The following is a 24486-nucleotide window of genomic DNA, read 5'->3' on the forward strand; positions in this document are numbered from 1 at the left end:
GAGTGGCTCGGCGGCTGATGAAGCGCCGGGCCGCCCGGCCGGCCTCAAGGAGGCCCATGAAATGGCAACCGCTACCATCACCGCAGGAGCGCCGCCCGCAAGACCGGCGGTCCCTGACACCATCTCCACACGCCGCGTCATCGCCTTCCTGGCGATGGTGTTCGGTATGTTCATGGCGATCCTGGACATCCAGATCGTGTCGGCCTCGCTGGCCGAGATCCAGGCGGGCCTCAGCGCCAGCTCCGATGAAATTCCGTGGGTGCAGACGGCCTATCTGATCGCCGAGGTGGTCATGATCCCGCTGTCGGGCTTCCTCAGCCGCATGCTGTCGACGCGCGTGCTGTTCACCATCGCCGCCGCCGGCTTCACCGCGGCCAGCGCGCTTGCCGCGACCGCCACCAACATCGACCAGATGATCGTCTACCGCGCCGTGCAGGGCTTCATCGGCGGCGGCATGATCCCGAGCGTCTTTGCCGCGGCCTTCACCATCTTCCCGCCCTCCAAGCGCGCCGTGGTCTCGCCGATGATCGGCCTGGTGGCGACGCTGGCGCCGACCATCGGCCCGACCGTCGGCGGCTATATCAGCCACGCCTTTTCATGGCACTGGCTGTTCCTGGTCAATGTCGTGCCCGGCATCCTGGTGGCGACCGCCGCCTGGTCGCTGATCGATTTCGACAAGCCCAATCTCAAGCTGTTCAACAAGTTCGACTGGTGGGGCCTCGCCGGCATGGCGGCCTTCCTTGGCTGCATGGAATATGTGCTGGAAGAAGGCCCCAACAATGACTGGCTGCAGGACCAGGGTGTGTTCATCTGCGCCATCGTCATGAGCGTCGGCGCGGTGATCTTCTTCTGGCGTGTCTTCACCGCCGAGGAGCCGATCGTTGATCTGCGGGCCTTCAGCAACGTCAACTTCGCCTTCGGCTCGCTGTTTTCCTTCGTCATCGGCATCGGCCTCTACGGCCTGACGTACCTCTATCCGGTCTTCCTCGGCCGCATCCGCGGCTATGATTCGATGATGATCGGCGAGGCGCTGTTCGTCAGCGGCCTGGCGATGTTCGTCACCGCGCCGATCTCCGGCATCCTGTCGAGCAAGATGGATTTGCGGCTGATGATGATGATCGGCTTCTTCGGCTTCGCCACCGGCACCTGGTGGATGACGCATCTGACCGCCGACTGGGATTTCTACGAGCTGCTCATCCCGCAGATCCTGCGCGGCTGTTCGATGATGCTGTGCATGGTGCCGATCAACAACATCGCGCTCGGCACCTTGCCGCCCGACCGGCTGAAGAACGCATCCGGCCTGTTCAACCTCACCCGCAACCTCGGCGGCGCCGTCGGCCTGGCCCTCATCAACACCGTGCTGATCGACCGCAACGCCTTCCACTATGCAAGGCTCGCCGAGCATGTGCAGTGGGGCAGTGCCGCCGCGCAGACCAAGCTTCAGAACATGACGCTCAACTTCGAGCAGACATCAGGCCTCGACGCGGCCGGTGCGGCGATCTCCAAGCTGTCGGGCATGGTCCACCAGCAGGCGGCGCTGCTGTCCTTCATGGACGTGTTCTACATGCTGACGGTGCTGTTCGCGACGCTCGGCCTGTTCACCATGCTGATCAATAAGCCGGCCGCGCCCGGCGGTGGTGGAGGCGGCGGGCACTAAGCAATTCCAGGAAAAGCGTGAAGCGGTTTCCCCACAGGAATTGCGTCAAGAACAGAAACACAGACGTGGGCAGCGGTTTCGGGAAGCTCCTCCAGTCCACGCCCGAAAAGCTCTGACCGCGCAAAAAACTCCGGGCCGCAAGACCCGGAGTTTTTCGTTTCGGTCGAATCTCGTCAGGCTGTGGCCGGCTTGAAGGTCAACGCCACGCCGTTGATGCAGTGGCGCAGGCCGGTCGGCGCCGGACCGTCGTCGAAGACATGGCCGAGATGGCCGCCGCAGCGGCGGCAATGCACCTCGGTGCGGGTCATGCCGAGCGACCTGTCCTCGGTCTTGCCGATGCCGTTGGCGATCTCTTGCCAGAAGCTCGGCCAGCCGGTGCCGGAATCGAACTTCGTCTCAGAAGGATAGACCGGCAGGTCGCAGCCGGCGCAGGCGAAAATGCCCTTGCGATGCTCGTTGAGCAGCGGGCTGGTGCCCGGATATTCCGTGCCTTGCTTGCGCAGCACGTCGAAGGCAGCCGGCGACAGGATGGCTTTCCACTCGTCGTCCGTCTTGGTGATCTCGAACTTCTCGGCGGCCAGCGCGGGCTGCGGACCGCCCATGCGCAGCATGGTTGCGGCGGCTCCGACGACGCCGATGGCGGCGGCACCGCTCAAAAGAAAGTCGCGACGGTTCATGACCAGTTCCTCCGGTTGTCCTTTTGCCAAACTATACCGCCACGCAAAAATCAAAAGCCGGTGACGGTTGCCCTCAAACGACACTCCGCGCCGTTCCACAGCTGGCTGTGGGCGGCGCGGAGCGTGCGCGTCGATTGCGGATCACGGGAGCGGGACGACGCAATCTGCGGAGAGCTCTTGCCGCAGGTTCGTCCGCGGCAAACCCCTTGTTACATCTTCGGCAACAAAACCTTGTCGATGACGTGGATGACGCCGTTGGACTGCTCGACATCGGCGATCGTCACATTGGCGACATTGCCGTTCTCGTCGGTGACGGTGACCTTGCCACCCTCGGCCTTGAGCGACAGCTCGCAGCCGCCGACCGTCTTGACCTTGTGCGTGCCGCCGTCGGCCTTGGCCATCGAGGCGACATCCGCGGCCATCGCCTTGGCGCCGATGACATGGCAGGTCAGGACCTTGGTGAGCTTGTCCTTGTTCTCGGGCTTGAGCAGCGTGTCGACCGTGCCGGCCGGCAGCGCCGCGAAGGCCTCGTTGGTCGGCGCGAAGACGGTGAACGGACCGGCGCCCTGCAGCGTGTCGACCAGGCCGGCCGCCTTGACGGCGGCGACCAGCGTCGTGTGGTCCTTCGAGTTCACGGCGTTCTCGACGATGTTCTTCTGGGCATACATGGCGGCGCCGCCGACCATCGGGTTTTCGGCATAGGCGGCGGTGGCAAGCGCGGAAACAGCGATCGTACCGGCAAGCAAAAGGGTAGCGTATCTACGCATGATATTCAAACTCCTCGGGTTTCTCTTCCCATTTTTGGGGACGCGAGGAGATACGGGACACAAACGCACGAGTTTCAGAATATTCTTGATTTTTTGTTTTTTATTCCGGGAAGGAGGATTGCCCTATATACCTTCTTGCCGGCTCGCGCGCCTATTTTAGACGTGTGTCACCTAAGGTATATTGAGGTCATTCTGGAGACGGCTTCGCTGCGAGATGCAGCAGGTCAGATGCCCTTCAGGTCGCCGGCGGCAACCACCGGCCCGGTCGGTTGACCCGTCGGCGAGCCGCCGGCCGGCTCCAGGCTGACGGCCAGCACCGCGCCCTGCGCGAGCTTCTGCTGCGTGGCGGGCGAGACCCCGATATGCGCGGTAGCGCCGGCCGGGATGACGCCCATCGAGACCGGAGCGTTCTTGCCCTCGATCATCCAAAGTTCGAAGTCCTTGCCGGAAGCGAGCGTGCCGGAAACGTGCGAAAGGCTGACGTCATGCCGCTCGGAATCATAGACGGCGAGATATTTTACATCGCTGCCGTCGGCGGCCAGCGAGGCGACAAGCCGCGCCTGCGGCTGTTCAGCCGGCCGATTGACATAAGGCACGGCGACATAGAGAGCGAGCGCCGCAACAGCCGCGACGGCAAGGCCGCGCCAGAAGGCGAGGCTGGACCACAGGCCCGCACGCGCCTCGGCCGATGTGGCCGCGGTCGACGCAAACAGCCGGCGATCGACAGCCGCCTTCACCGAAGCCGGCGGCTCGACCTCCGCATAGGCCGCGGCCAGCGGCGAGAGGTGAACCTCCCAGCCATCGACGAGCCGCGCGAAGTCGGTCTCGGTGTCGATGCGCCTGGACGCGATCTGCCGCTCTTCCACCGGCAGAACGCCGAGAACGTATTCGGCGGCGAACAGGTCGTCGCCTCCACGTTCCGGTCCATTGTCCTCTGCCAGTGTCATCTTTCCAGACATTCTCTCAGTTTCATCAGGCTGCGGCGCAGCCAGGTACGCATCGTGTTCAGCGGCACGCCGTGGCGCTCCGCCAGTTCGGCATAGCTTTCGCCCTTGAGATAAGCGCCCCGGACGGCCGCCGCCCGGTCCTTCTCCAGCTCTTCAAGACAATGATGGATGCGCTCGGATTCGTCGCCCGCCACCACCATCGCTTCGGGCCCCGGTGCCGGATCGGCCACGTCGAGCGCGGCATCGATATCGGCGGCAGGCTTGCGCCGCGCCCTGACGCGATCGATCGCGTGGTTGCGGGCGATTGCCACCAGCCAGGAGATCGGGCTCAGATCCGAGACGGCAAAACGATCCGCCTTCGTCCAGATCTTGACGAAGACTTCCTGCAGCGCTTCCTCAGCATCTCCCCGGTCGTTCAATACACGAAGGCATACGCCGAAAAGTTTCGCGCTGGTCTGCCGGTAGAGCAGATCGAACGCGGCCCGATCCTTCATCGAAGTTCGGACGATCAGCTTGGTGATGTCCTGCGGCGTCATGCGCGCCAAGTTAGGCGATTGCGTTGTATTTGCAACGCCAGAAATATTCCATCCACCTAAAGTCCCGGTGTCCAGGCACAGGCTTCGATTGCCAAGGGATGAGCCGCTGGCTAGCTTGGCGGGAACGGGGAAGCGCAGATGTCGGTCGAACGGATCCTGTGGGAAGAAGACGCGACCGGCCTCGCCGGTCTGGTGCGCAAGGGCGAGCTGTCGGCGATCGAGTTGACCGAAGCGGCCATCGCGCGCGCCGAGGCCACAAGGCCTCAAATCAATGCCACGGCCGAGCCGCTTTACGACGCCGCGCGGGCGCGGGCGAAAACCATGGACCGCTCGCTGCCGCTGGCGGGCGTGCCCTTTGCCATCAAGGATCTCGGCATCGCCATCAAGGGTGTGCCGTCGCATGGCGGCAGCCGCATTCCGGCCTCGGTGCCCGACGTCAATTCGGTGATGACCGATCGCTATCTCGCCGCCGGGCTGGTTCCGATCGTCACCTCGACATCGCCGGAACACGGGCTGCGGCTGATGACCGAATCCAAGGCCTTCGGCATCACCCGCAATCCCTGGAACACCGGCCACACCAGCGGCGGTTCGTCGGGGGGCGCGGCGGCCCTGGTCGCTGCCGGCGTGGTGCCGGTGGCGCACGCCTCCGATGGCGGGGGCTCGATCCGAGTGCCTTCCGCCTGTACGGGCCTGGTCGGCCTCAAGACCTCGCGCGGCCGCATCCCGCTGACGCCGCTGGTCAGCGAGAGCTGGTACGGCATGGTGGTCGACCATGCCGTCACCCGCTCGGTGCGCGATAGCGCGCTGCTGCTCGACCTCACCCACGGTCCCGACTCCCTGTCGCCCTATGCGGCACTGCCTCCGAAGGGCACGTTCGCCGCCGCTGCCGCGCGCGATCCCGGCAAACTCAGCCTCGCCGTCTACCGCAAGTCGCCGCTTGGCTTGCCGATCTCGGCCGAGACGATGAAAGCGCTCGACACGGCCGTGGCGCTTGCGCGCGAGGGCGGCCACACCGTCGTTGAGATCGACCTGGCCTTCATCGGCCGTGATTTCCTGGCCGATTTCTGCAGGACGGTTGCTTCCGCCGTCGCCGGCACGCTGCGGGCCGAAGCGTTGCGCGTCGGCCGTTCCGTCACCGGCGAAGTCGAGCGCGCCACGCGCGTGCTCGGCCGGTTGGGCGAAATGGTCTCGGCCGGCGAGATCTATGCCGGCCTGCAGCGGCTGCATGCCGCCTCGCGCCGGATGATCGAGGAAACCGCGCAGTATGACGCCGTGCTGATGCCTGTTATCGCGCACCCGCCGCTCGCCTGTGGCGCCATGAATCCGAAAGGCGCCGACGAGCTGATCGAAAACCTGCTCGACAAGCTCCACCTGACGCCTTTGCTGAAGCTGAAACCCTTGTTCGGCCAACTGATGGACAAGAGCCTTTTGTTCACGCACTGGCCGGCAATCCACAATGTCAGCGGCCAGCCATCGATCGCGCTGCCCGTCCATGTCACCGAGGCCGGCCTGCCGCTCGGCATCCAGGCCGCCGGGCGCCCGGGCGACGAGGAGACGCTTTTGTCCTTCGCCGCGCAGATGGAGAAGCTTTCGGGTTGGCTCGGCCGCAGGGCGCCGCTGATGGTACCCCAAGGTTGAGCCTTGAAAGTTAGGTGTCCTGCCTCATTTCATGGCGAATGAGCGAACACCCCGGCCTGCCAGACCACGTTCGAGACGCGATCCTCGCGCTGATCAGCCAGTATCAGGAGCGCGGGTCTATCACGGTCGCCCAACTCGATGCAGCGCTTCCGAGCACCTATTCCTGGCACTCACGACATCGAGGATGCTCTCGAGTTGATTGCCGAAGGCGGCCTTCGGATCGAATGGGAATAATTCGCCTGCATCGGACGACAACACCCGCCGAACCATTTGCCCCCCGCGCCAATTCCCGCTAAGACGCCGCCGTCTTACCCATATCCAGGGAACCGCCCGATGACGGATATCGCCGCCACCGCCGAAATGCAGGCCGCCCTGCTGTCGCGCGCTCTGCCCTACATGCAGCGCTACGAACACAAGACCGTCGTGGTGAAATATGGCGGCCACGCCATGGGCGACATCGAGCTCGGCAAGGCTTTTGCCCGCGACATCGCGCTGTTGAAACAGTCCGGCGTCAACCCGATCGTCGTTCATGGCGGCGGGCCGCAGATCGGCGCCATGCTGACCAAGATGGGCATCGAGTCCAAATTCGAGGGTGGGCTGCGCGTCACCGACCAGAAGACGGTCGAGATCGTCGAGATGGTGCTGGCCGGCTCGATCAACAAGGAGATCGTCGCGCTGATCAACGCCGAAGGCGAATGGGCGATCGGCCTATGTGGCAAGGACGGCAACATGGTGTTCGCCGAAAAGGCGCGCAAGACCATGATCGACCCGGATTCCAACATCGAGCGGGTGCTCGATCTCGGCTTCGTCGGCGAGCCGGTCGAGGTCGACCGCACGCTGCTCGACCTTCTCGCCCGTTCCGAAATGATCCCGGTGCTGGCGCCGGTGGCGCCCGGCCGCGACGGCCACACCTACAACATCAACGCAGACACTTTCGCCGGCGCCATTGCCGGCGCCTGCAAGGCCTCGCGGCTTTTGTTCCTCACCGACGTGCCGGGCGTGCTCGACAAGAACAAGAAGCTGATCGACGAATTGACCGTCGCCGAGGCCAGGGCGCTGATCAAGGACGGCACGGTCTCGGGCGGCATGATCCCCAAGGTCGAGACCTGCATCGAGGCGATCGAGCGCGGCGTCGAAGGCGTCGTTATCCTCAACGGCAAGACGCCGCATTCGGTGCTGCTCGAACTCTTCACCGAACACGGCGCCGGCACGCTGATCGTGCCCTGAGCCACTCCTGGTCGCTTGCCTCAGCCGATCAGGTCGGCTGCGGAAGGCGCGCGACGACCTTTATCTCGAAGTCGAAGCCCGCCAGCCAGGTCACGCCCACCGCGGTCCAGTTCGTGTAGGGCGGTTCCCCGAACACCTTCATCCGGACGGCGTCAATCGCCTGCCACTGCGCGGCGGGATCGGTGTGGAACGTGGTGACGTCGACAATGTCGTCGAATGTGCAGCCGGCGGCCTTCAGCACGGCCGCGAGATTGTCGAAGGCAAGCTGGACCTGTTTTTCGAAGACAGGCTCGGGTGACCCGTCCTCGCGGCTGCCGACCTGGCCGGAGACGAACAGAAGATCTCCCGAGCGGATCGCCGCCGAATAGCGGTTGATGTCATAGAGAGCCTGCCGGCCGGCGGGGAAGATTGCATCGCGTTTGGTCATATTCACTCCATCCAACCGAAGGCAGGCCCGATCTCCCGATGATCGCGACCTGCGCTCCACTGTTCGGGGCAATTCACATACGCCCCGTAGGCCCGATGTGGGTGCATACGCTGCGTATGTCAATATGCATACGCGGCGTATTTTTGTGAGAGAGCCGCGAGCGGTCAGGCGCCCGGCGAGATCGCGGCGGCGGCTTCGGCCGGCCTGCGCGGCGGGCGTGCGACGGTCATCGATTCCTCTTCGGCATCCTGCGGCGCGCCCCAGAATTCGGCAAGCGTCGGGCCGTCCTTCACCCTGCCGTCGCGAGCCAGGAAGCCCCAGACCTCGCGGAACCAGACGCGGCGGCCCATCTTGGTGTACCAGCGCATCGAGTGCCGCTGCTCGGGGTCGGGGTGCAACAGGATGCGCGCCAGCGCCTTCGGCCGCGACTGCACGGCGAGCTCGATCAGCTTGACGCTGAAGAACAGCATCCACGGCTTCATCCGCGTCATCTGCAGCACCTGGTGCTTGTAGTCCCACAGCCGGGCATCCTTCTGGATGACCTTGCGGTCGCGCGCGATGCGGAAGAACGGCGTCCAGCGATGCGGCGTCACGTAGAGCGCCTGGATCTGGTCGGGGTCATAGGCGATGAGCTGGCGAAAGCCGCGCCACAGGTCGCGAAACCCTTCATCCTCGAAGCCTGCCACCCAGGTCGCCATCGACAATATGCCATGCTTTCGCAGCAGCCTTATCGCCTCGCGGTCGGATGAGGTGCTGCCGCCCTTGCGGATCAATTGCAGCGTCTGCTCATCGGTGTTTTCCATACCGAGCAGCCAGCGGATGACACCGGCCTTGCGGTAGAGATGCAGGATGTCGGCGTCGCGCACGATGTCGTCGGCACGCGTCGAGCCGACGATCAGCACCGGCACGTTCTCGGCGATCAGCGCGTCGAGAAAGGCGCGCCAGGCCTTCTTCGAAACGGTCGGGTTCTCGTCGGCGAGGTTGATCAGCTCGACGCCATGTTCGCGATGCAGCCAGGCGATCTCCTGCGCGAACCTTCTGGGGTCGCGATGCCGCCAGCGCGTCCAGAAGCCGCGCTGGCCGCAATAGTTGCACAGATGCGGACAGCCTCGCGAAAACTGCATCACCACCGCGCGCTTGCCGCCCCAATAGCTGTAACGGCTGAGGTCGATCAGCTCCCAGCCGACGCGGTAGGCGTCGAGATCGGCAATGGTCATGGCCGGCTGCGTGGCGAAGGGTCGTCGCAGATCGTCGCGGAAGGCGATGCCCGCGACGCTCGCCGCCGGCTGGTGCATTTCCAGCGCCTCGACCAGCGCCACCACCGTAGCCTCGCCCTCGCCGCGCACGATGAAGTCGAAGACGTCGGTCGCCTCCAGTATGTCGCGCCAGTGATAGGTGGGGAAGACGCCGCCATAGATGACGATCGTCGCCGGCTCGCGCTGCTTGATCATTTCTGCGATCAGCAAGGCGGTCGGGTGCGCCGAGGTCGATCCGGAATGGCCGATCAGGACGAAGTCCGGAAAGCCGTCCAGGGCGTCGCGCACCACCTTTTCAAGCGGCATCGGCCCGAATTCGGCATCGACGAGCCGCAAATCGTGGCCGGCATCGATCAGCGGGCCACCGATCGCCAGCAGGCCAAGCGGCGGCAGATGGTCGTCCGGCACGCGGCTGCCGATGGCGGTGTGCGGCGGATTGATCAGGACGATCTTCATGGCGGACCTCTTCGGAAGTTGGTCCGCATATGCTGGCCGGCGATCTAGCCGCCCGATTGGCCCGTTTCAGCAGTTTGCGTGCAGCTTTTCCGCAGGAGCGCTGGAGATGGCGCTACTTCCTGAGATGCGCGAGCGGCACGTGGCCGGGTCCCTTGATGTTCTGCAGCACCAGCTGCGTGTGGACGTCACGCACGCCGTCGAGCCGCATCAGCCGGTGCATGACGAAGGCGTTGAGCTCGTCGACCGACGGCACCATCACATGCAGCAGGAAGTCATGGTCGCCGGTCATCGTCCAGCACGACGACACCTCGTCCATGCGCTGCACCGCGGCAATGAACTTTTCCGGCGAGCCGTCGCTGTGGCTGACCAGGCGCACCTGGATGAACACCTCGACCATCAGGCCGACCGCGCGGCGGCTGATCACCGCGGCAAAGCCCTTGATGATGCCGGCATCCTGCAGCGCCTCGAAGCGCCGCGCGCATGGCGTCGTCGACAGGCCGATCTCTTGCGCCAGTTCGGAGACGGGCTTGCGCCCGTCGCGTTGCAGCACATCGAGCATCTTGATCTCGAAGTCGTCAAATTGAGGCATTTTCACTCCTCCGATGCGGATTGTGAGTGAATATTATCCAGAATATCGCTGATCAGCCATCATCAAAACCAAATTGCCTCGGCAAATCCGGCTAGCCTCCGGACACGTTTGCCATTGCCGATTTGCGAGGAGAAAAACCATGACGACGATGAGTGTTGCCGAATATGCCCGCGATTGCGCGGCGCAGGGGTTGCGCGGCGACTATTCGGTCTGCCGTGCCGATTTCACCGTGGCGCAGGGCTATGACTACAGCGACGAGGAACAAGCGGTGTGGCGCACTCTGTGCGACCGCCAGACCAAGCTGACGCGCAAGCTCGCCCACCATTCCTATCTCGACGGTGTCGAAAAGCTCGGCCTGCTCGACCGCATCCCCGATTTCGAGGACGTCAGCACCAAGCTGCGCAAGCTGACCGGCTGGGAGATCGTTGCCGTCCCCGGCCTCATTCCCGCCGCCCCCTTTTTCGACCATCTCGCCAATCGCCGTTTCCCGGTCACCAACTGGCTGCGCACTAGGCAGGAGCTCGACTACATCGTCGAACCGGACATGTTCCATGATTTCTTCGGCCACGTGCCGGTGCTGTCCCAGCCGGTGTTCGCCGACTTCATGCAGATGTATGGCAGGAAGGCCGGCGACATCATCGCGCTCGGTGGCGACGAAATGATCACCCGGCTCTACTGGTATACGGCCGAATATGGCCTGATGCAGGAGGCCGGCCAGCCGCTGAAGGCTTTTGGCGCCGGCCTGATGTCGTCCTTCACCGAATTGCAGTTCGCCGTCGAGGGCAAGGACGCCCACCATGTGCCCTTCGACCTCGAAACGGTGATGCGCACCGGCTACGAGATCGACAAGTTCCAGCGCGCCTATTTCGTGCTGCCGTCCTTCGACGCCTTGCGGGACGCCTTCCAGACCGCCGATTTCGAGGCGATCGTCGCGCGCCGCAAGGGCCAGCCGGCACTCGATCCGGCGACGGTCTGAACAATTCCGGGAGGATTGTTTCCGCCCGGGAATGACATGCATGAAACACAAGGCGCGTCGCACCAATCCGTGTTCGACGCGACGCGCTTTGGAAGCTATGATCCCGCTGGGCTATTGCATGGCGGCGGGGTTCATCCACAGGAACTCCCAGACGTTGCCGTCGGGGTCTTCGATGTGGCGGTTGAACATGAAGCCGAGGTCCTGCGCGGGGTTGGGATCGGCGCGGCCGCCGGCCGCCACGCCCTTCTCGATTGTGGCATTGACCTCGTCCTTGCTGCCGGCGGTGAGTGCGATCAGCATCTGGCTGTCGCGCCTGGCGTCGCCGATCTGGCGCGTTGTGAACTGGCCGTAATGCTGGTGCGTCAGCAACATCACCCCAATCGCGTCGGAGAACATGATCGAGCTGGCCTGGTCGTTCGAGAACTGCGGATTGAGCGTGCCCCCGATCGCGAGATAGAAATTGGTCGCTGCCTGCAGATCGCGCACCGGCAGATTTATGAAGATCATCTTGGTCATCGGTCTAAGCCTTGCCTTCGTTGACAGGTACTAGTCAGTCCAGTACCGTTATATGGCTATCATACGGGAACGGCACCGTCTAGTACTGGTTAGGAGGACGCCATGAAAACCGACGGCGAGACCAGATCGGCACGCAAGGATCGTGAAATCATCCAGGCGGCCACGGCGGCGTTCATCAGCAAGGGTTACGACGGGACCAGCATGGAGGAAATAGCCACCAAGGCGGGGGCTTCCAAGCAGACCGTCTACAAGCATTTCACCGACAAGGAGACGCTGTTCGGCGAAGTCGTCCTGTCAACCGCCACCCAGGTCAACGACATCATCGAGTCCGTGACGACGCTGCTTTCCGAGGCGAAATTCATGGAAGGCGGCCTGCAGCAGCTTGCCCGACGTCTGATAGCGGTTCTCATGGATGAAGAGGTGTTGAAGCTGCGGCGCTTGATTATCGCCAACGCGGATCGAATGCCGCAGCTAGGCCGCGCTTGGTACGAAAAAGGTTTTGAGCGCATGCTCAACTCGACGGCGTCCTGCTTTCAAAAGCTCACCAGTCGAGGACTGATACAGACCAGTGATCCCTATCTGGCGGCCAGCCATCTTTTTGGAATGCTTCTCTGGATCCCCATGAACGAAGCCATGTTCACGGGAAGCAACCGGCGCTCCAGGGCCGAACTGGAGCGGCACGCGGATGCCTCGGTCGAGGCGTTTCTTGTCACCTATGGGGTCAAGCCGAAATAGTCTCGACCCCTGCCGACATTTTGCGGGCGACACCGCGAACACAATGGCGCCCCTATCGCACGGGGGTGTCAGCCCCCTCGGCCTTCAGCCGCGCAAGCTGGGCGCGCTGCAGGTCGAGCGCGGCGTTGACGAAGCGCGATATGGTCGCGAGTTCGGCGTCGCTGAAAGTGGCGATCACCTTCTCTCCCTCCTTGGCGATGGCGCCGTAATAGCGCGCCGACAACTCCCTGGTCGCTTCGGTCGCTTCGATCACCACCTTGCGCCTGTCCTCGAGGCTGCGCGTGCGCGTCAGCAGGCCGCGAGCCTCCAGCCGGTCGATCAGCGCCGTCACCGCGGCGGGCGTCAGCCCGGTCGCGGTCGCGATCGCGCCGGCCGATTGCGGGCCGCCATAAAGCAGCCCGATGCAATGGCGCTCGGCCATGTTCAGCCCGAGCCTCGTTCCCACCGCTTCGTCATAGGCCTGTGTAGCGTCCTGCCATTGCATGACGGCAAGGCCGATCGCGGTCGTCATTTCGTCGTGATGCCCGCTTGACGAATTTATTTCGATCATCTAATTATCAATCCGCCTAACATTTAGACCATCGCAGCAATATGCGACCGTAGCGCCGACAAGGCAAGGGGCCGGCCGCCGACAAGGAGTGAAAAAATGAGCTCGATTCAACAACGCACCCCCCTCTCCCAGGAGGATGAATTCAAATACGCCAAGCTGGCGATGAAATGGTATGGCTGGGGTTCCCCCATCGGCCTCGGCATCCTGCTCGTGGCGCTTGCCGCCGCGGCCGTGCTGGTGCGCATCGCCATCCAGGGCCTGTGAAGATGGCGCTCACCACCCCCTCGGCATTGCCGGTCGCCATCATTGGCGCCGGCGTTGCCGGGCTGGCCCTTGCCGTCATGCTTCGCCGGCAAGGGCTTGGCGTCCGTCTGTTCGAGGCACGGTCGCGCGAAGCGTTGAGCGAAGGTGTCTTCCTCACCTTGGCGCCCAACGGCATCAACGCGTTGCGGTCGCTTGGGCTTGCCGGGCGCGTAAGCGCGCTGGGCATTCGCACCCTTGGCTTCGAGATCATGAACGCCGCCGGACGCCGGCTTATCCATCTCGACGAGCAGCAATCGATGCGCGAAGCGGGCGCCGAAAGCGTCACGCTGCGGCGCTCGGACCTGCTCGGCGCGCTACTGGACGAAGCACTGGCGCTTGGCGCCGATATCCGTTTTGGCCATGCGCTTACTGAGATCGAAGACCGGGCCGATTGTGTGCGCCTTGCCTTCGGCAATGGCGCCACTGTCGATGCCGCGTGGCTGGCCGGTTGCGATGGTGTCTGGTCGCGCGTCCGTCGCGCCTGTTTTCCGGCCTCCCCGGATCCTGTCTATACCGGATTGACCGGCGTCGGCGGCGTGGCGGAACTGCCCTTTGTCGAACCGACCGCCGGCCTGATGCATATGGTGTTCGGCAAGAAGGCCTTCTTCGGCTACATGAAACCGGATGGCGGGCCGGTGCTATGGTTCTCGTCCTTTCCGCTGGACGAGGATGCCGCCCTGGCGAAGCCCGATCCCCTGCATCTGGCGGCAACCGTTCGCCGGTTGCATGCCGGCGATCCCCACACGATCCGACAGATCGTCGACACCGTCACGCAGATCCCGCGCACCTATCCCGTGTTCGACATGCTGCATCTGCCAAAATGGCACACCGGCCGGGTGGTCCTGCTGGGCGATGCCGCGCACGCCGTCTCGCCGCACTCCGGGCAGGGTGCGTCGATGGCCATCGAGGACGCCGTGGTGCTGGCCGCGTGCCTGGATGCGGCACCGCTGCCGGCGCAGGCCTTCGCCGCCTTTCAGACGCTGCGCCAGGACCGCGTAGAGCACATCGTCAAGGTCAGCCGGCGGATCGGCTCGCAAAAGCAGGTGAAAGGCCGCGTCGCTCTGTTCCTGCGCGACCTGATGCTGCCGCTCTTCATCCGCTTCGGCGCGCGCACGACCCGCGCCATGACGCGCTACCGTGCCGACTTGGCGCCGCTCGAAAAGCCGTCGGTCTGATCGGATTTCCGCGCCGGTCGTGGGCGCGGAAAGACCGTTCAGACCGAGACCACCTTGCTCAGATGGTCACCCAGCCGGCAGGCCAGCGCCGTGATCGTCGTCGTCGGGTTGGCTTGACCGGACGTGCAGAACACCGAGGAGCCGCCGACATAGAGGTTGTCCATGCCGTGCACCTTGCAATTGGCGTCCACCACGCTCCTGGTGACGTCGGTGCCCATGCGCGTGCCGCCCATGTGATGGTGGCCAGCGGTCTCCTCGTTGGTCGGATAATCCTCGCCATTGGCGATCCAGTCCATCAGACGGACACGGCCGAGATCCTTCTCGATGAGCGTCGTTCCGAACAGCTTCAGGCCTTCGACAAGCGTGCGGCGTTCGAGCTCCGATTTCTTCCAGTGCAGCTCGATGCGCGGCACGCCGGCATGGTCGACATCGGTCTTCGACAGTTCGATCTGGTTGGAGGCCAGCGGCGCCTGTTCCCAGGCGACATAGAGCTGGGCCGCGCAGCGCAGGTTCTGGCCGAGCTGATAGGCGACCCATTCGGCCATGTCGGGCGCCGTGCAGGCGAGGTCGGCAATCACATGCTTGACGCCGGCATAGGGCATCTCGATCAGCCTTATGCCGAAATTCATGATCCGCAGGCGCTCCATCGCCGCAAGCGTCGGCGAGAAGAAGGCCTCGTTGACGGCATCGACCTCGAACTCGCCGTAGTCGGCCAGGATGGCATTGCCGCCCTCGAAGGTCGGGTGCTCCATCCAGTAGCGGCCGAGCGCTGTTGCATTCGGCACCACGCCGCCATTGGAGCGCTGGTTCGACCACAGAAGCAGCCGCGAATTCTCCAGCCCGCCGGTGCAGACGATGAAATAGTCGGCGCTGAAGGCGCCGGCGTCCTGGCCGTTGGACCACAGTTTGGCGCCGGTCACGCGTTTGCCGTCGCCGGCAAGCTCGGTGGCATAGGTGTCGAGCACGACGGCGATGTTGCGGCTCTTGTCGAGCTCGCCGGCGAATTTCTCGCCGAAGCGCACCGCCGGGCTCTTGATCAGCTGCACCCAGCGTATGTCGTCCGAGATCGGCACATCTGGCCGGAAATCGGGAAGGTCGAGGATATCGTGCACCTCGGGCAGATAGGGTTCGATGTCGGCGCGACGGATCGGCCAGCCTGTGTCGGGCGCCCAGGCCTTCGGTTCGAAATCCTGTTTGTCGAGCACCCGGCACCAGCCGGCCCAATGGTTGGAGCTGCCGCCCATATACCGCAGCCGGGTGATGTCGAGATCGAAATAGAAATCGCCGACCGTGGTGCCGCGGTAGAAATCCTGCGACTCGTCGCTGAACTCCCGCGAGCCGGCCTCCAGCACCACCACCGGGATGCCGGCGGCGCCCAGCTTGCGGGCAATGGTGGTGCCGGCCGGACCCGAACCGAGGATGCAGACCTTGGGTTTGAAGTTGGCGGCGCGATACGCCTCATAGCTGTCGAAGATCATGCCAGGTCGCTCCGCTTCAGGATCCAGCCATTGACCTCGACGATTTCATTCGGGTCGGCCCTTGAAGGACCGGCATGGGCGGCGTCGGCTTCAGGCAGCTTGCGGAACAGGGACAGGGCGGGCAGGGCGATCAGCGCCTGCACGAGCGTGCGGCGCGACATTTTTTTGAAGAAACTCATGCCGGGTCTCTCGGATAGGGGCTTCGATGCGCGCATGACATTCCCCGAACGGCACACGCATCGTCACAGAGGCCAGTATCGTGCCAAGGCCGGCCCCAAGGCATTGAAAAGGCGGGCAAGCGGTACAACCGAATGCAAACAGAGTTAGAAATTCCTTAACGGGCGAGGTGTGCCGGACCGGCCGGCTCAGGCGGCCGCGGAAATGTCCGTATCGAGGATCGTCAGGTTGCGGCCGCGATGCTTGGCCTGGTAGAGACGCCGGTCCGCGGCGCGCATCAGTTCCGATACGTTGACATCCTCGCCGCAGACGGTGCCGCCGATGCTGACGGTCAGCGGAATGGTCCGTTCGTCCACCGGCCGGAAGCGGATCAGCTCGACCTCGCGGCGAATGCGTTCGGCGACACGCTTGGCTTCCTGCTCGGTGGCGCCGACCAGAAACGCGCCGAACTCCTCGCCGCCGATGCGGCCAAGCACGTCGCCGCTGCGCACGCCGCGCTCGATGGCGCTGGCGATCAGCAGCAGCGCGTCGTCGCCGGTCAGGTGGCCGAAACTGTCATTGATCTTCTTGAAATGATCGGCGTCGATGATCAGCAGCGCGCCGCGGTCGGACTTGCGCCGGGAACCGTCCAGCGCGGCAAAGAAACTCTCGCGGTTGAGCATGCCGGTCATGTCGTCGCGGCTGGCTTTCTCCGACAGGCGGCGGTGTGCGGCGGCAAGCTGGGCGTGTGCCCGGGCCAGCTCGCGGTGCGCGTTCTTCAGCCTGTCGCTCTGCCAGAAGGTGCTCGCGCAGGCCACCCATGCAAGCACCAGCGGACAGAGCGTCGAGGTCAGCCAGATCGTTCGGTTGATCGGGAATCCCAGGGCCGGAACGATGATCAGCGTCAGAAGAAGCGAGGCGGCGACGGAGGCAAAAGCGATAGCGGCGGATTTCAGAATGATGCTGTTCATCGCGGGCTCCCCACAGGACTGTCTCTGTGCCAGCAAGCCCTGAAGGCCACCTTTCCCGGTTGCCTAAAATTTGAATCTTGCGGCCATTTATGCCACTAAAAGCGCGTGGAAGTTGTGGATAAAGTCCTTCCAGAATCCGCGTTTCATGCCATAAGGAGCGCATGACCACGCAGCCTGATCCCGCCCGCTTCGCCCATGTCACCGACTGGGTGTTCGACCTCGACAACACGCTCTATCCACATCATTCGAACCTGTTCTCGCAGATCGACGTCAAGATGACCGCCTATGTCGGGGAGCTGCTGTCGCTGCCGCGCGAGGAGGCACGCAAGCTGCAGAAGGAGCTTTATCTCGAATATGGCACGACCCTGAACGGGCTGATGACGCGCCATGGCATCGATCCCGATGATTTCCTCGAGAAGGTGCATGACATCGATTATTCGTGGCTGGTGCCCGACCCTGTCCTGGGCACCGCCATTCGCCAGCTTCCCGGCCGCAAGTTCATCTTCACCAATGGCGACCGCCGGCACGCCGAGCGCACCGCGCGCCAACTCGGCATCCTCGACCATTTCGACGACATCTTCGATATCGTCGCCGCCGGCCTCAACCCCAAGCCGGCGCGCCAGACCTACGAGAAGTTCGCCGCGCTGCACGCCGTCACCGGCCACAATGCGGTGATGTTCGAGGATCTCGCCCGCAACCTGGAGGTGCCGAAGGCGCTGGGCATGACCACCGTGCTGGTGGTGCCGCGCAATTTCGAGCCGACCTTCGCCGAGATCTGGGAACGCGATCCCGCCCAGGAAGATGACGTCGATTTTGTCACCGACGATCTGGCGGGGTTCCTGACGGGGATAATTGCCGGAGAACAGGCAACAGGCAGTAGGGAATAGGCAGTAGGGGAAATTGATCTGGAAGCAGCGACTGCAAACGCCTTATCCTCCTGCTGCCCTACTCCCCTAACTTGTAGAACCGGCTGATGATCCCCCAGGCCTCGTCGGCGGTGTCGACGAAATCGATGATGTCCTGGTCGCCGGGGCTGATCGTGCCTTGCTCGGCGAGGAAGTCGAGGTTGATCGCGCGTTTCCAGAAGGATTTGCCGAACAAGATCACTGGCACACGCTCCATGCGCCCGGTCTGGATCAGCGTCAGCGTCTCGAAGAACTCGTCCATCGTGCCGAAGCCGCCGGGAAATACCGCCACTGCCTTGGCGCGCATGACGAAATGCATCTTGCGGATGGCGAAATAGTGGAAGTTGAAACACAGCTCCGGCGTCACATAGGCGTTCGGCGCCTGCTCATGCGGCAGCACGATGTTGAGCCCGATCGACGGCGCGCCGACATCGTCGGCGCCGCGGTTTCCCGCTTCCATCACGCCCGGGCCGCCGCCGGTCACCACGACATATTCGCGGTAATATGAGGCGGCCGACTGCTGCGAGCACAGGCGAGCGAATTTGCGCGCTTCCTCGTAATATTTGCTGTTTTCCTCGAGATTCTTCTTCTGCGTCTCGTTCTTGGCCGCCCAGGCCTCGCCGCCGGGTTCCGGCAGGCGCGCGCCGCCAAACAGGATCACCGTCGAACGGATGCCGCGCTCGGCCAGGATCATTTCCGGCTTCAGGAGTTCGAGCTGCAGACGCACCGCGCGCAATTCGCGCCGCGTCATGAAGTCGGGGTCGTTCCAGGCAAGCCGGTAGGTCTCGGCCCGCGTTTGCGGCGTGTCCGGCACGCTTTTCGACCGCTCCAGATCCTCGTCCGAATGCGGCAGCGGCGTCCATCCCGCCTTTTCCATAGGTGTCATCAAATTACCCGTCCAAATTTCCTTGACTGCGCCGTCCCATGACGCAGGTGCGATTGACCCCCACTGAGCCTTAACATAAGCAGGTCCCGCAAACGTGTCCGGCGGTTTTGCGACAAGAACCTGCTACATGCAAAGACCCAGGCAGGCGAAGCATGCCTGCGGTCCACGCGACTTCAAAACAGGTTAAGGCGCAGCCCCTTAACAGCTTGGTAATGGAGCGAATTCATGTCGAAGCCCGATCTGGCGAGCCTCGAAAAGACCATTGAGAAGGCCTTCGACGAACGCGACACGATTTCGACCGCGACCCGCGGCGAGACGCGCGACGCCATCCAGTCGGCCCTCGACCTGCTTGACCGCGGCACGGCGCGCGTCGCCGAGCGCCAGGCCGACGGCAAGTGGCACGTCAACCAATGGCTGAAGAAGGCCGTGCTGCTCTCCTTCCGGCTCAACCCGATGGAGATCATCAAGGGTGGTCCGGGCCAGGCCGTCTGGTGGGACAAGGTGCCGTCCAAGTTCGACGGCTGGAGCGCCGTCGATTTCGAGAAGGCGGGCTTTCGCGCCGTGCCGTCGTCGGTCGTGCGCCGTTCCGCCTACGTCGCGCCGGGCGCCGTGCTGATGCCATCCTTCGTCAATGTCGGCGCCTATGTCGACACGGGCACCATGGTCGACACCTGGGCCTCGGTCGGCTCCTGCGCCCAGATCGGCAAGAACGTGCATCTGTCGGGCGGGGTCGGCATCGGCGGCGTGCTGGAGCCGATGCAGGCCGGCCCCACCATCATCGAGGACAATTGCTTCATCGGCGCGCGTTCGGAAGTCGTCGAGGGCTGCATCGTGCGCGAAGGCTCGGTGCTCGGCATGGGTGTCTTCATCGGCCAGTCGACCAAGATCGTCGACCGCGCCACCGGTGAGATCTTCTACGGCGAAGTGCCGCCCAATTCGGTGGTCGTCGCCGGCTCGCTGCCGGGCAAGCCCTTTCCGAACAACGAGCCCGGCCCCGGCCTCTACTGCGCCGTCATCGTCAAGCGCGTCGACGCCAAGACCCGGTCGAAGACCTCGATCAATGAATTGCTACGCGATTGATCTTTCCGCCGGGCGGGCGCACCTTCCGCCGGCGCGACAATGCGTCGCGCTGGTTCAACATGGAGGGGTGACATGGACTGGAAGTATCTGCTCACAAGTTTCGACGGCCGCATCAATCGCGCCAAATTCTGGGCCGGCATCGGCGTGTTCATCGTAATCGGTATCGTTGCCTTTATTCTCGACTCGATCCTCGGCACGCGTTTCACCACCAGCAGCGGCGCCCAGGTCGGCATTATCGGCATGCTCTTCGCGCTGGCATCGATCTATTTCGCTATTGCCCTCTACGCCAAACGCTGGCACGACCGCAACAAGTCGGGCTGGTGGACGCTGATTGGCCTCGTACCTGTCATCGGCGGCATCTGGCTGCTGGTCGAACTCGGCATCCTCCAAGGCACCAGCGGTGCCAATCAATATGGACCGGACCCGCTTGCCTGACAGTTCAAATCTCACCTGGCTTTTCTTCAAAACCTCGGGCCGCGTCAGCCGCGCGGCCTATTTTCTTGGCGGCTTGCTCGTCGCCATCATCCAGGCCTTCCCGCTCTACCGCTTCACGCTGGTGCCGGAAGGTTCGGCCGAGGGCAATATGTGGTCGTTCATCTTCTTCATCGCCTTCATTGCCTCGCTGTGGTCGAACATCGCGCTGGCTGTGAAGCGGCTGCACGACCTCGACAAGCCGGGCATTGCCGCGCTGATCCTGTTCGTACCGGTCGTCTCGATCGTCGCCTTTCTTGTGTTGTGTCTGTTTCCAGGGCAGCCTGGGCCCAACCGCTATGGCCGGCGCACCAACGAGCCGGCACAAAATCAACGAGATAGAGCATGACGTCGTCCGAAAGCCGCTTCACACTTTTCGGCATCATGCTCTGAGGGCCGGCCGGACATGCGCTACCGCACGCTTGATCCGAAACTGATCATCGAGACCGCCGAACGGCTTGAGGAGCGCGTTGCGGAACGGTTCCCCCAGGCCGGGCTGCGCGGCGTCGCCGCCGAACTGGTGTCGCTGTCGCGCGATCTGGCCAAGGCGGCCCAGGCGCTCGAAGCGCCGATCTGGTGGCTGCGCGGGCTCATCATCGCCGCCGTCCTCGCCGGCGCGTTGATCTTCCTGTTCGTCGGCACCATCCTGCCGCTCATTCACATCTCCCAGGCCGACGATGCGGTGCAGTCGGTGCAAGGCATCGAAGCCACGATCAACATGATCATCCTCGCCGTGCTCGGCCTGCTGGCGCTGATCCGCACCGAGGAGCGCATCAAGCGCAAGCGTGTGTTTCGCCAGCTGCACGGCCTGCGCTCGCTGATCCATGTCATCGACATGCACCAGCTGACCAAGGATCCGGCCGCGCTCTCGGCCAATTTCAAGCCGACGGCGCATTCCCCGGCCCGCATCACCAATGCCGCCGATCTGGCGCGCTATCTCGACTATTGCTCCGAAATGCTGTCGATCACCGGCAAGATCGCCGCGCTGTTCGCGCAGTCGGTCAATGACGACGTCGTCATCGATGGCGTCAACGACATCGAGAACCTGGCATCCAACCTGTCGCGCAAGATCTGGCAGAAGATCACGCTGATCGAGAGGCACCCGGCGGCGCGACCTGTTCCGGCGCCAGGCCGGGCGGGCCAAGCCTCGCCACCTCCGCCGCGCGCACCAAAGCGGTAACGCTTTTCAGGAGCGGCGCCGGCGTCCCCGTTCTCTGGGCGAGGCCGATCACCGCGCCTTGCAGTTCGCCGATCTCCGTCGGCCGGCCGCGCTGCAGATCGTCCCACATCGACGAGCGCGCCTGCGGGTCGATCGCCAGCATGCGCCGCGCGAGCCGTTTGAACAGCCAGTCCGGCAGCCGCAGCACCTTCGGCAGCAGCGCCGGCCGCAGCCCGGCGATACGAGCCGGCGCGATGCCGGAGGCCTTCATCGCCCGCAGCGCCTCGTCGATCTGGCCGGCCAGGATCAAGCGCCAGCGGCGGTCGGCGAGTTCGCTCGCCAGCGGCAGGTCCGACAGCGCCACCAGCGCGTTGTTGAGGTTCATCAGAAGCTTGCCCCACAGCACGGCCTTCATGTCGCCATGCGTCTCGACCGCCAGCCCTTCGACATCGAGAAGACCGGCGACATCGAGAAGACCGGCAAGGCCGCCGCCCTCGATCATCACCTTGCCCTCGCTGGCGCGGTGGGCGCGCAGCGGCAGCTCGCCGTCAGGCGATTGCACGACATTGAACGGCACCATGCCGGCCAGCACGATGCGCTGGCCGGACCCGGCGCGCAGCCTGTCGGCATTGTCGACGCCGTTCTGCAGGCTGATCACCACCGCATCGGGGCTGGCATGGGCCTTGATCAGCACAGCCATCTCCTGCGTCGCGCCGCTCTTGACGGTCACCAGGATCACATCCGCCTTGTGGAAGGCGGCGGCCGGATCGGCGGTGATCCCGAGCACGTCCGGCTTGACCAGGCGATCGCGGCCGTCGAGGTCGCTGATGCGCAATCCACCTTGCCGCAGCGCTGCCTCGATGCGCGGCCGGGCCAGCAGCACAACCTGCCGCCCGGCAAGCGCCAGGCAGCCGCCGACATAACAGCCGATGCTGCCGGCACCGGCGATGACGATCCGTTTTTCCCCGCCTGCCATTTCCTGCTCCGCACCGGCCCAACTATACGACATGAAAACCATAATGTCGGCGCCATCGTCTGCCATTGGGCTGGCCCCTATGTCTGGCCGTGACAGGCCTTCCGCTTTCGACTATCGCTTTTGCCATGACGCTGCCGACCGACCCCGCCGCAAACCTCGCCGCCCTTATCCGTTGTGCCTCGGTGACACCAGCCGAAGGCGGTGCGCTGAGCGCGCTGGAAACGATGCTGAAACCGCTCGGCTTCCTGGTCGACCGACCGGTCTTTTCGGAAGACGGCACGCCCGACATCGAGAACCTCTATGCAAGGCGGTCCGGCAACGGCCCGCATCTGATGTTCGCCGGCCATACCGATGTCGTGCCGGTCGGCGACGAAGCCGCCTGGACGCACCCGCCTTTCGCCGCCGAGATCGCCAATGGCGAGATGTATGGCCGCGGCGCCGTCGACATGAAAGGCGGCATCGCCTGCTTCATCGCGGCGATAGCGCGCCATGTCGAGAACAATGGCGGCCCCAGGGGCTCGGTCTCGCTGCTGATCACCGGCGACGAGGAAGGTCCGGCCATCAACGGCACGGTCAAGCTGCTCGAATGGGCCGCTTCCAGGGGCGAGAAATGGGATGCCTCGATCGTCGGCGAGCCGACAAATCCGGATGCGCTCGGCGACATGATCAAGATCGGCCGGCGCGGCTCGCTGTCCGGTTCCATCACGGTCAACGGCCGCCAGGGCCATGCCGCCTATCCGCAGCTTGCCGACAATCCGGTGCGCGGGCTGATCAGCCTGGTCGACGCCTTGCTGCATCCTGTCTTCGACAAGGGAACCAAGGATTTCCAGCCGACCAATCTCGAGGTCACCTCCATCGATGTCGGCAACCCGGCCACCAACGTGATCCCGGCCAAGGCCACCGCGACCTTCAACATCCGCTTCAACGACACATGGACGGCTGAGACCGTCCAGGCCGAAATCCACAACCGCCTGGACCAGGCGGCCAAGCGCAAGAAGTACCGGCCGGGCAAGAAGACGCCGGTCGACTACGACCTCGTCTGGCGCGACCGGCCAAGCCATGTCTTCCTGACCCGCGACGACAAGTTGGTCGACACGCTTGCCGGCTCGATCAAGGCGGCGGTCGGCAAGAAGCCGGCGCTGTCCACGTCCGGCGGCACGTCGGATGCGCGTTTCATCAAGGATTACTGTCCGGTGGTCGAGTTCGGCCTGGTCGGCAAGACCATGCATATGGTCGACGAGCGCGTCGCCCTTGCCGATCTCGAAACGCTGACGCGGATCTACCAGCGCTTCATCGAAGACTGGTTCGGACAGGGCTGAGCAGCATGCTTTCGGCGGATGAAACCCAAGCTTCGCTGACCGGTGCCTGGCGGCTGATGCTCGGCAAGGCTGACGGCCTGCGCCTGCTCGACCTGTCGGCCGACGGGTTCTGGAATTCCTTCTTCGCCATCGTCGTCGCCGCGCCCGCGCTGATCGTGGGCTGGGTCGGCATCGCCAACGAGATCGGCGATCCCAACGCCTTCGTGGGCCGTTTCGGCATGCTGTTGCGCCTGGCGACGGTCGATATCGGCTCCTGGGTGCTGCCGCTGGTCGTGCTTGCCCTGGTCGCGCCACGCGCCGGCATTGGCGGGCGCTTCGTCCACTATGTCGTCGCCAGCAACTGGGCCTCCGCCATCACCGCCTGGCTGATGCTGCCCTCGGCGCTGATCAGGCTTTTCCTGTCGTCGGCAAGCCAGGTCTCGAGCCTTGTGTCGCTGCTCTTGTTTGGCTTGTCGATGGCGCTGACCTGGCGCATGACCAACGCCACGATCGGCAAGGGCGTGGCGGTCGGCACCGCCGTTTTCGTCGGCATGTTCATCGCTTCGCTGCTGGTGCTGTTCGGGCTGCAGATGCTGCTTGGCATCTCCGTGCCGGACGACATCGGGGCTCAGAGCCTTTCCGGACCGTTCCCGGGGTAGAGCCCGCCGGGCTCT

The 24486-nt window shown here is 64.0% G+C and carries 28 protein-coding genes; 14 read left to right on the plus strand and 14 right to left on the minus strand.

Annotation, left to right across the window (positions count from 1 at the left end):
- Positions 1 to 61: 61 nt before the first annotated feature.
- Positions 62 to 1657 (plus strand): DHA2 family efflux MFS transporter permease subunit, encoded by a 1596-nt coding sequence (locus QQK95_RS22770; RefSeq protein ID WP_284276654.1) that lies wholly within the window; start codon positions 62 to 64, stop codon positions 1655 to 1657.
- Positions 1658 to 1830: 173 nt separating this feature from the next.
- Here QQK95_RS22770 and msrB read toward each other — a convergent pair whose 3' ends face one another.
- The 4 genes from msrB to QQK95_RS22790 all read right to left on the minus strand — a co-directional run bounded on the left by msrB (position 1831) and on the right by QQK95_RS22790 (position 4584).
- Complete coding sequence (msrB, locus tag QQK95_RS22775; RefSeq protein WP_284276655.1) at positions 1831 to 2334, minus strand: peptide-methionine (R)-S-oxide reductase MsrB; 504 nt, start codon at positions 2332 to 2334, stop codon at positions 1831 to 1833.
- A gap of 209 nt (positions 2335 to 2543) precedes the next feature.
- The gene (locus tag QQK95_RS22780; protein ID WP_202361127.1) at positions 2544 to 3101 is read right to left on the minus strand and encodes a fasciclin domain-containing protein; all 558 of its coding nucleotides are present in this window, start codon (positions 3099 to 3101) and stop codon (positions 2544 to 2546) included.
- A 224-nt stretch (positions 3102 to 3325) separates the two neighbouring features.
- A complete protein-coding gene (locus QQK95_RS22785; RefSeq protein WP_284277048.1) occupies positions 3326 to 4048 on the minus strand; it encodes an anti-sigma factor in 723 nt (240 codons plus the stop codon).
- Positions 4045 to 4584 carry a sigma-70 family RNA polymerase sigma factor gene (locus QQK95_RS22790; RefSeq protein ID WP_095203779.1) on the minus strand — a complete coding sequence of 180 codons (540 nt, stop codon included), beginning with the start codon at positions 4582 to 4584 and terminating at the stop codon, positions 4045 to 4047. Before QQK95_RS22790 ends, QQK95_RS22785 begins: the two co-directional genes overlap by 4 nt.
- A gap of 138 nt (positions 4585 to 4722) precedes the next feature.
- Between QQK95_RS22790 and QQK95_RS22795 the strand changes: the two genes are divergently transcribed.
- Positions 4723 to 6222, plus strand: coding sequence for an amidase (locus QQK95_RS22795; RefSeq protein ID WP_284276656.1), 1500 nt, complete (start codon positions 4723 to 4725; stop codon positions 6220 to 6222).
- Between the two features lie 333 nt (positions 6223 to 6555).
- Positions 6556 to 7449: an acetylglutamate kinase gene (argB, locus tag QQK95_RS22800; protein WP_056573602.1), complete on the plus strand. Its 894-nt coding sequence runs from the start codon at positions 6556 to 6558 to the stop codon at positions 7447 to 7449.
- 28 nt (positions 7450 to 7477) lie between these two features.
- On the opposite strand, the gene QQK95_RS22805 is transcribed toward argB, so the two are convergent.
- The 3 genes from QQK95_RS22805 to QQK95_RS22815 form a co-directional block, all read right to left on the minus strand.
- Positions 7478 to 7876 carry a RidA family protein gene (locus QQK95_RS22805; RefSeq protein ID WP_284276657.1) on the minus strand — a complete coding sequence of 133 codons (399 nt, stop codon included), beginning with the start codon at positions 7874 to 7876 and terminating at the stop codon, positions 7478 to 7480.
- 164 nt (positions 7877 to 8040) lie between these two features.
- Complete coding sequence (gene bchE, locus QQK95_RS22810; protein WP_284276658.1) at positions 8041 to 9588, minus strand: magnesium-protoporphyrin IX monomethyl ester anaerobic oxidative cyclase; 1548 nt, start codon at positions 9586 to 9588, stop codon at positions 8041 to 8043.
- A gap of 112 nt (positions 9589 to 9700) precedes the next feature.
- The gene (locus tag QQK95_RS22815) at positions 9701 to 10177 is read right to left on the minus strand and encodes an Lrp/AsnC family transcriptional regulator (protein WP_095788497.1); all 477 of its coding nucleotides are present in this window, start codon (positions 10175 to 10177) and stop codon (positions 9701 to 9703) included.
- A gap of 139 nt (positions 10178 to 10316) precedes the next feature.
- On the opposite strand from QQK95_RS22815, the gene phhA reads away from it, so the two are divergent.
- On the plus strand, positions 10317 to 11153 hold the full coding sequence (gene phhA, locus QQK95_RS22820) for a phenylalanine 4-monooxygenase (protein ID WP_284276659.1): 837 nt from the start codon (positions 10317 to 10319) through the stop codon (positions 11151 to 11153).
- Between the two features lie 111 nt (positions 11154 to 11264).
- Here phhA and QQK95_RS22825 read toward each other — a convergent pair whose 3' ends face one another.
- Positions 11265 to 11669, minus strand: coding sequence for a VOC family protein (locus tag QQK95_RS22825; protein ID WP_284276660.1), 405 nt, complete (start codon positions 11667 to 11669; stop codon positions 11265 to 11267).
- 102 nt (positions 11670 to 11771) lie between these two features.
- On the opposite strand from QQK95_RS22825, the gene QQK95_RS22830 reads away from it, so the two are divergent.
- The gene (locus tag QQK95_RS22830) at positions 11772 to 12404 is read left to right on the plus strand and encodes a TetR/AcrR family transcriptional regulator (RefSeq protein WP_284276661.1); all 633 of its coding nucleotides are present in this window, start codon (positions 11772 to 11774) and stop codon (positions 12402 to 12404) included.
- Between the two features lie 52 nt (positions 12405 to 12456).
- On the opposite strand, the gene QQK95_RS22835 is transcribed toward QQK95_RS22830, so the two are convergent.
- Positions 12457 to 12954: a MarR family winged helix-turn-helix transcriptional regulator gene (locus QQK95_RS22835; protein ID WP_284276662.1), complete on the minus strand. Its 498-nt coding sequence runs from the start codon at positions 12952 to 12954 to the stop codon at positions 12457 to 12459.
- 96 nt (positions 12955 to 13050) lie between these two features.
- Here QQK95_RS22835 and QQK95_RS22840 point away from each other — a divergent pair, with 96 nt between their 5' ends.
- Together QQK95_RS22840 and QQK95_RS22845 are read left to right on the plus strand one after the other, a co-directional pair.
- On the plus strand, positions 13051 to 13218 hold the full coding sequence (locus QQK95_RS22840; RefSeq protein WP_284276663.1) for a hypothetical protein: 168 nt from the start codon (positions 13051 to 13053) through the stop codon (positions 13216 to 13218).
- Positions 13219 to 13220: 2 nt separating this feature from the next.
- Positions 13221 to 14432 (plus strand): FAD-dependent oxidoreductase, encoded by a 1212-nt coding sequence (locus QQK95_RS22845; RefSeq protein ID WP_284276664.1) that lies wholly within the window; start codon positions 13221 to 13223, stop codon positions 14430 to 14432.
- A gap of 38 nt (positions 14433 to 14470) precedes the next feature.
- Here QQK95_RS22845 and QQK95_RS22850 read toward each other — a convergent pair whose 3' ends face one another.
- From QQK95_RS22850 to QQK95_RS22860, 3 genes are all read right to left on the minus strand, one after another.
- Entirely contained in the window at positions 14471 to 15910 is a 1440-nt protein-coding gene (locus QQK95_RS22850; protein ID WP_284276665.1) for a GMC oxidoreductase, read from the minus strand.
- Positions 15907 to 16089, minus strand: coding sequence for a hypothetical protein (locus tag QQK95_RS22855; RefSeq protein ID WP_284276666.1), 183 nt, complete (start codon positions 16087 to 16089; stop codon positions 15907 to 15909). The genes QQK95_RS22850 and QQK95_RS22855 overlap by 4 nt, the downstream gene beginning before the upstream one ends.
- A gap of 186 nt (positions 16090 to 16275) precedes the next feature.
- The gene (locus QQK95_RS22860) at positions 16276 to 17037 is read right to left on the minus strand and encodes a GGDEF domain-containing protein (protein WP_095203769.1); all 762 of its coding nucleotides are present in this window, start codon (positions 17035 to 17037) and stop codon (positions 16276 to 16278) included.
- A 161-nt stretch (positions 17038 to 17198) separates the two neighbouring features.
- On the opposite strand from QQK95_RS22860, the gene QQK95_RS22865 reads away from it, so the two are divergent.
- Complete coding sequence (locus QQK95_RS22865; RefSeq protein WP_284276667.1) at positions 17199 to 17924, plus strand: pyrimidine 5'-nucleotidase; 726 nt, start codon at positions 17199 to 17201, stop codon at positions 17922 to 17924.
- A 58-nt stretch (positions 17925 to 17982) separates the two neighbouring features.
- Here QQK95_RS22865 and QQK95_RS22870 read toward each other — a convergent pair whose 3' ends face one another.
- Positions 17983 to 18828, minus strand: a complete 846-nt coding sequence (locus QQK95_RS22870; RefSeq protein WP_284276668.1) for an LOG family protein — start codon at positions 18826 to 18828, stop codon at positions 17983 to 17985.
- Positions 18829 to 19053: 225 nt separating this feature from the next.
- Here QQK95_RS22870 and dapD point away from each other — a divergent pair, with 225 nt between their 5' ends.
- From dapD to QQK95_RS22890, 4 genes are all read left to right on the plus strand, one after another.
- Positions 19054 to 19908 carry a 2,3,4,5-tetrahydropyridine-2,6-dicarboxylate N-succinyltransferase gene (dapD, locus tag QQK95_RS22875; RefSeq protein WP_284276669.1) on the plus strand — a complete coding sequence of 285 codons (855 nt, stop codon included), beginning with the start codon at positions 19054 to 19056 and terminating at the stop codon, positions 19906 to 19908.
- Positions 19909 to 19980: 72 nt separating this feature from the next.
- Positions 19981 to 20343 carry a DUF805 domain-containing protein gene (locus tag QQK95_RS22880; protein ID WP_284276670.1) on the plus strand — a complete coding sequence of 121 codons (363 nt, stop codon included), beginning with the start codon at positions 19981 to 19983 and terminating at the stop codon, positions 20341 to 20343.
- Positions 20336 to 20728, plus strand: coding sequence for a DUF805 domain-containing protein (locus QQK95_RS22885; RefSeq protein WP_284276671.1), 393 nt, complete (start codon positions 20336 to 20338; stop codon positions 20726 to 20728). The genes QQK95_RS22880 and QQK95_RS22885 overlap by 8 nt, the downstream gene beginning before the upstream one ends.
- A 57-nt stretch (positions 20729 to 20785) precedes the next feature.
- Positions 20786 to 21559 carry a hypothetical protein gene (locus tag QQK95_RS22890; protein WP_284276672.1) on the plus strand — a complete coding sequence of 258 codons (774 nt, stop codon included), beginning with the start codon at positions 20786 to 20788 and terminating at the stop codon, positions 21557 to 21559.
- Here the strand turns inward: QQK95_RS22890 and QQK95_RS22895 are convergent.
- A complete protein-coding gene (locus tag QQK95_RS22895; protein ID WP_284276673.1) occupies positions 21462 to 22514 on the minus strand; it encodes a 2-dehydropantoate 2-reductase in 1053 nt (350 codons plus the stop codon). The two genes, QQK95_RS22890 and QQK95_RS22895, sit on opposite strands and share 98 nt — an antisense overlap.
- Before the next feature lie 125 nt (positions 22515 to 22639).
- Here QQK95_RS22895 and dapE point away from each other — a divergent pair, with 125 nt between their 5' ends.
- Both dapE and QQK95_RS22905 read left to right on the plus strand, forming a co-directional pair.
- Positions 22640 to 23833 (plus strand): succinyl-diaminopimelate desuccinylase, encoded by a 1194-nt coding sequence (gene dapE / locus QQK95_RS22900; RefSeq protein WP_284276674.1) that lies wholly within the window; start codon positions 22640 to 22642, stop codon positions 23831 to 23833.
- Between the two features lie 5 nt (positions 23834 to 23838).
- Positions 23839 to 24471, plus strand: coding sequence for a transporter (locus QQK95_RS22905; protein ID WP_284276675.1), 633 nt, complete (start codon positions 23839 to 23841; stop codon positions 24469 to 24471).
- Positions 24472 to 24486: the final 15 nt, after the last annotated feature.

The organism is Mesorhizobium huakuii (assembly GCF_030160235.1).
In the GTDB taxonomy this organism is placed as follows: Bacteria; Pseudomonadota; Alphaproteobacteria; order Rhizobiales; family Rhizobiaceae; genus Mesorhizobium; species Mesorhizobium huakuii.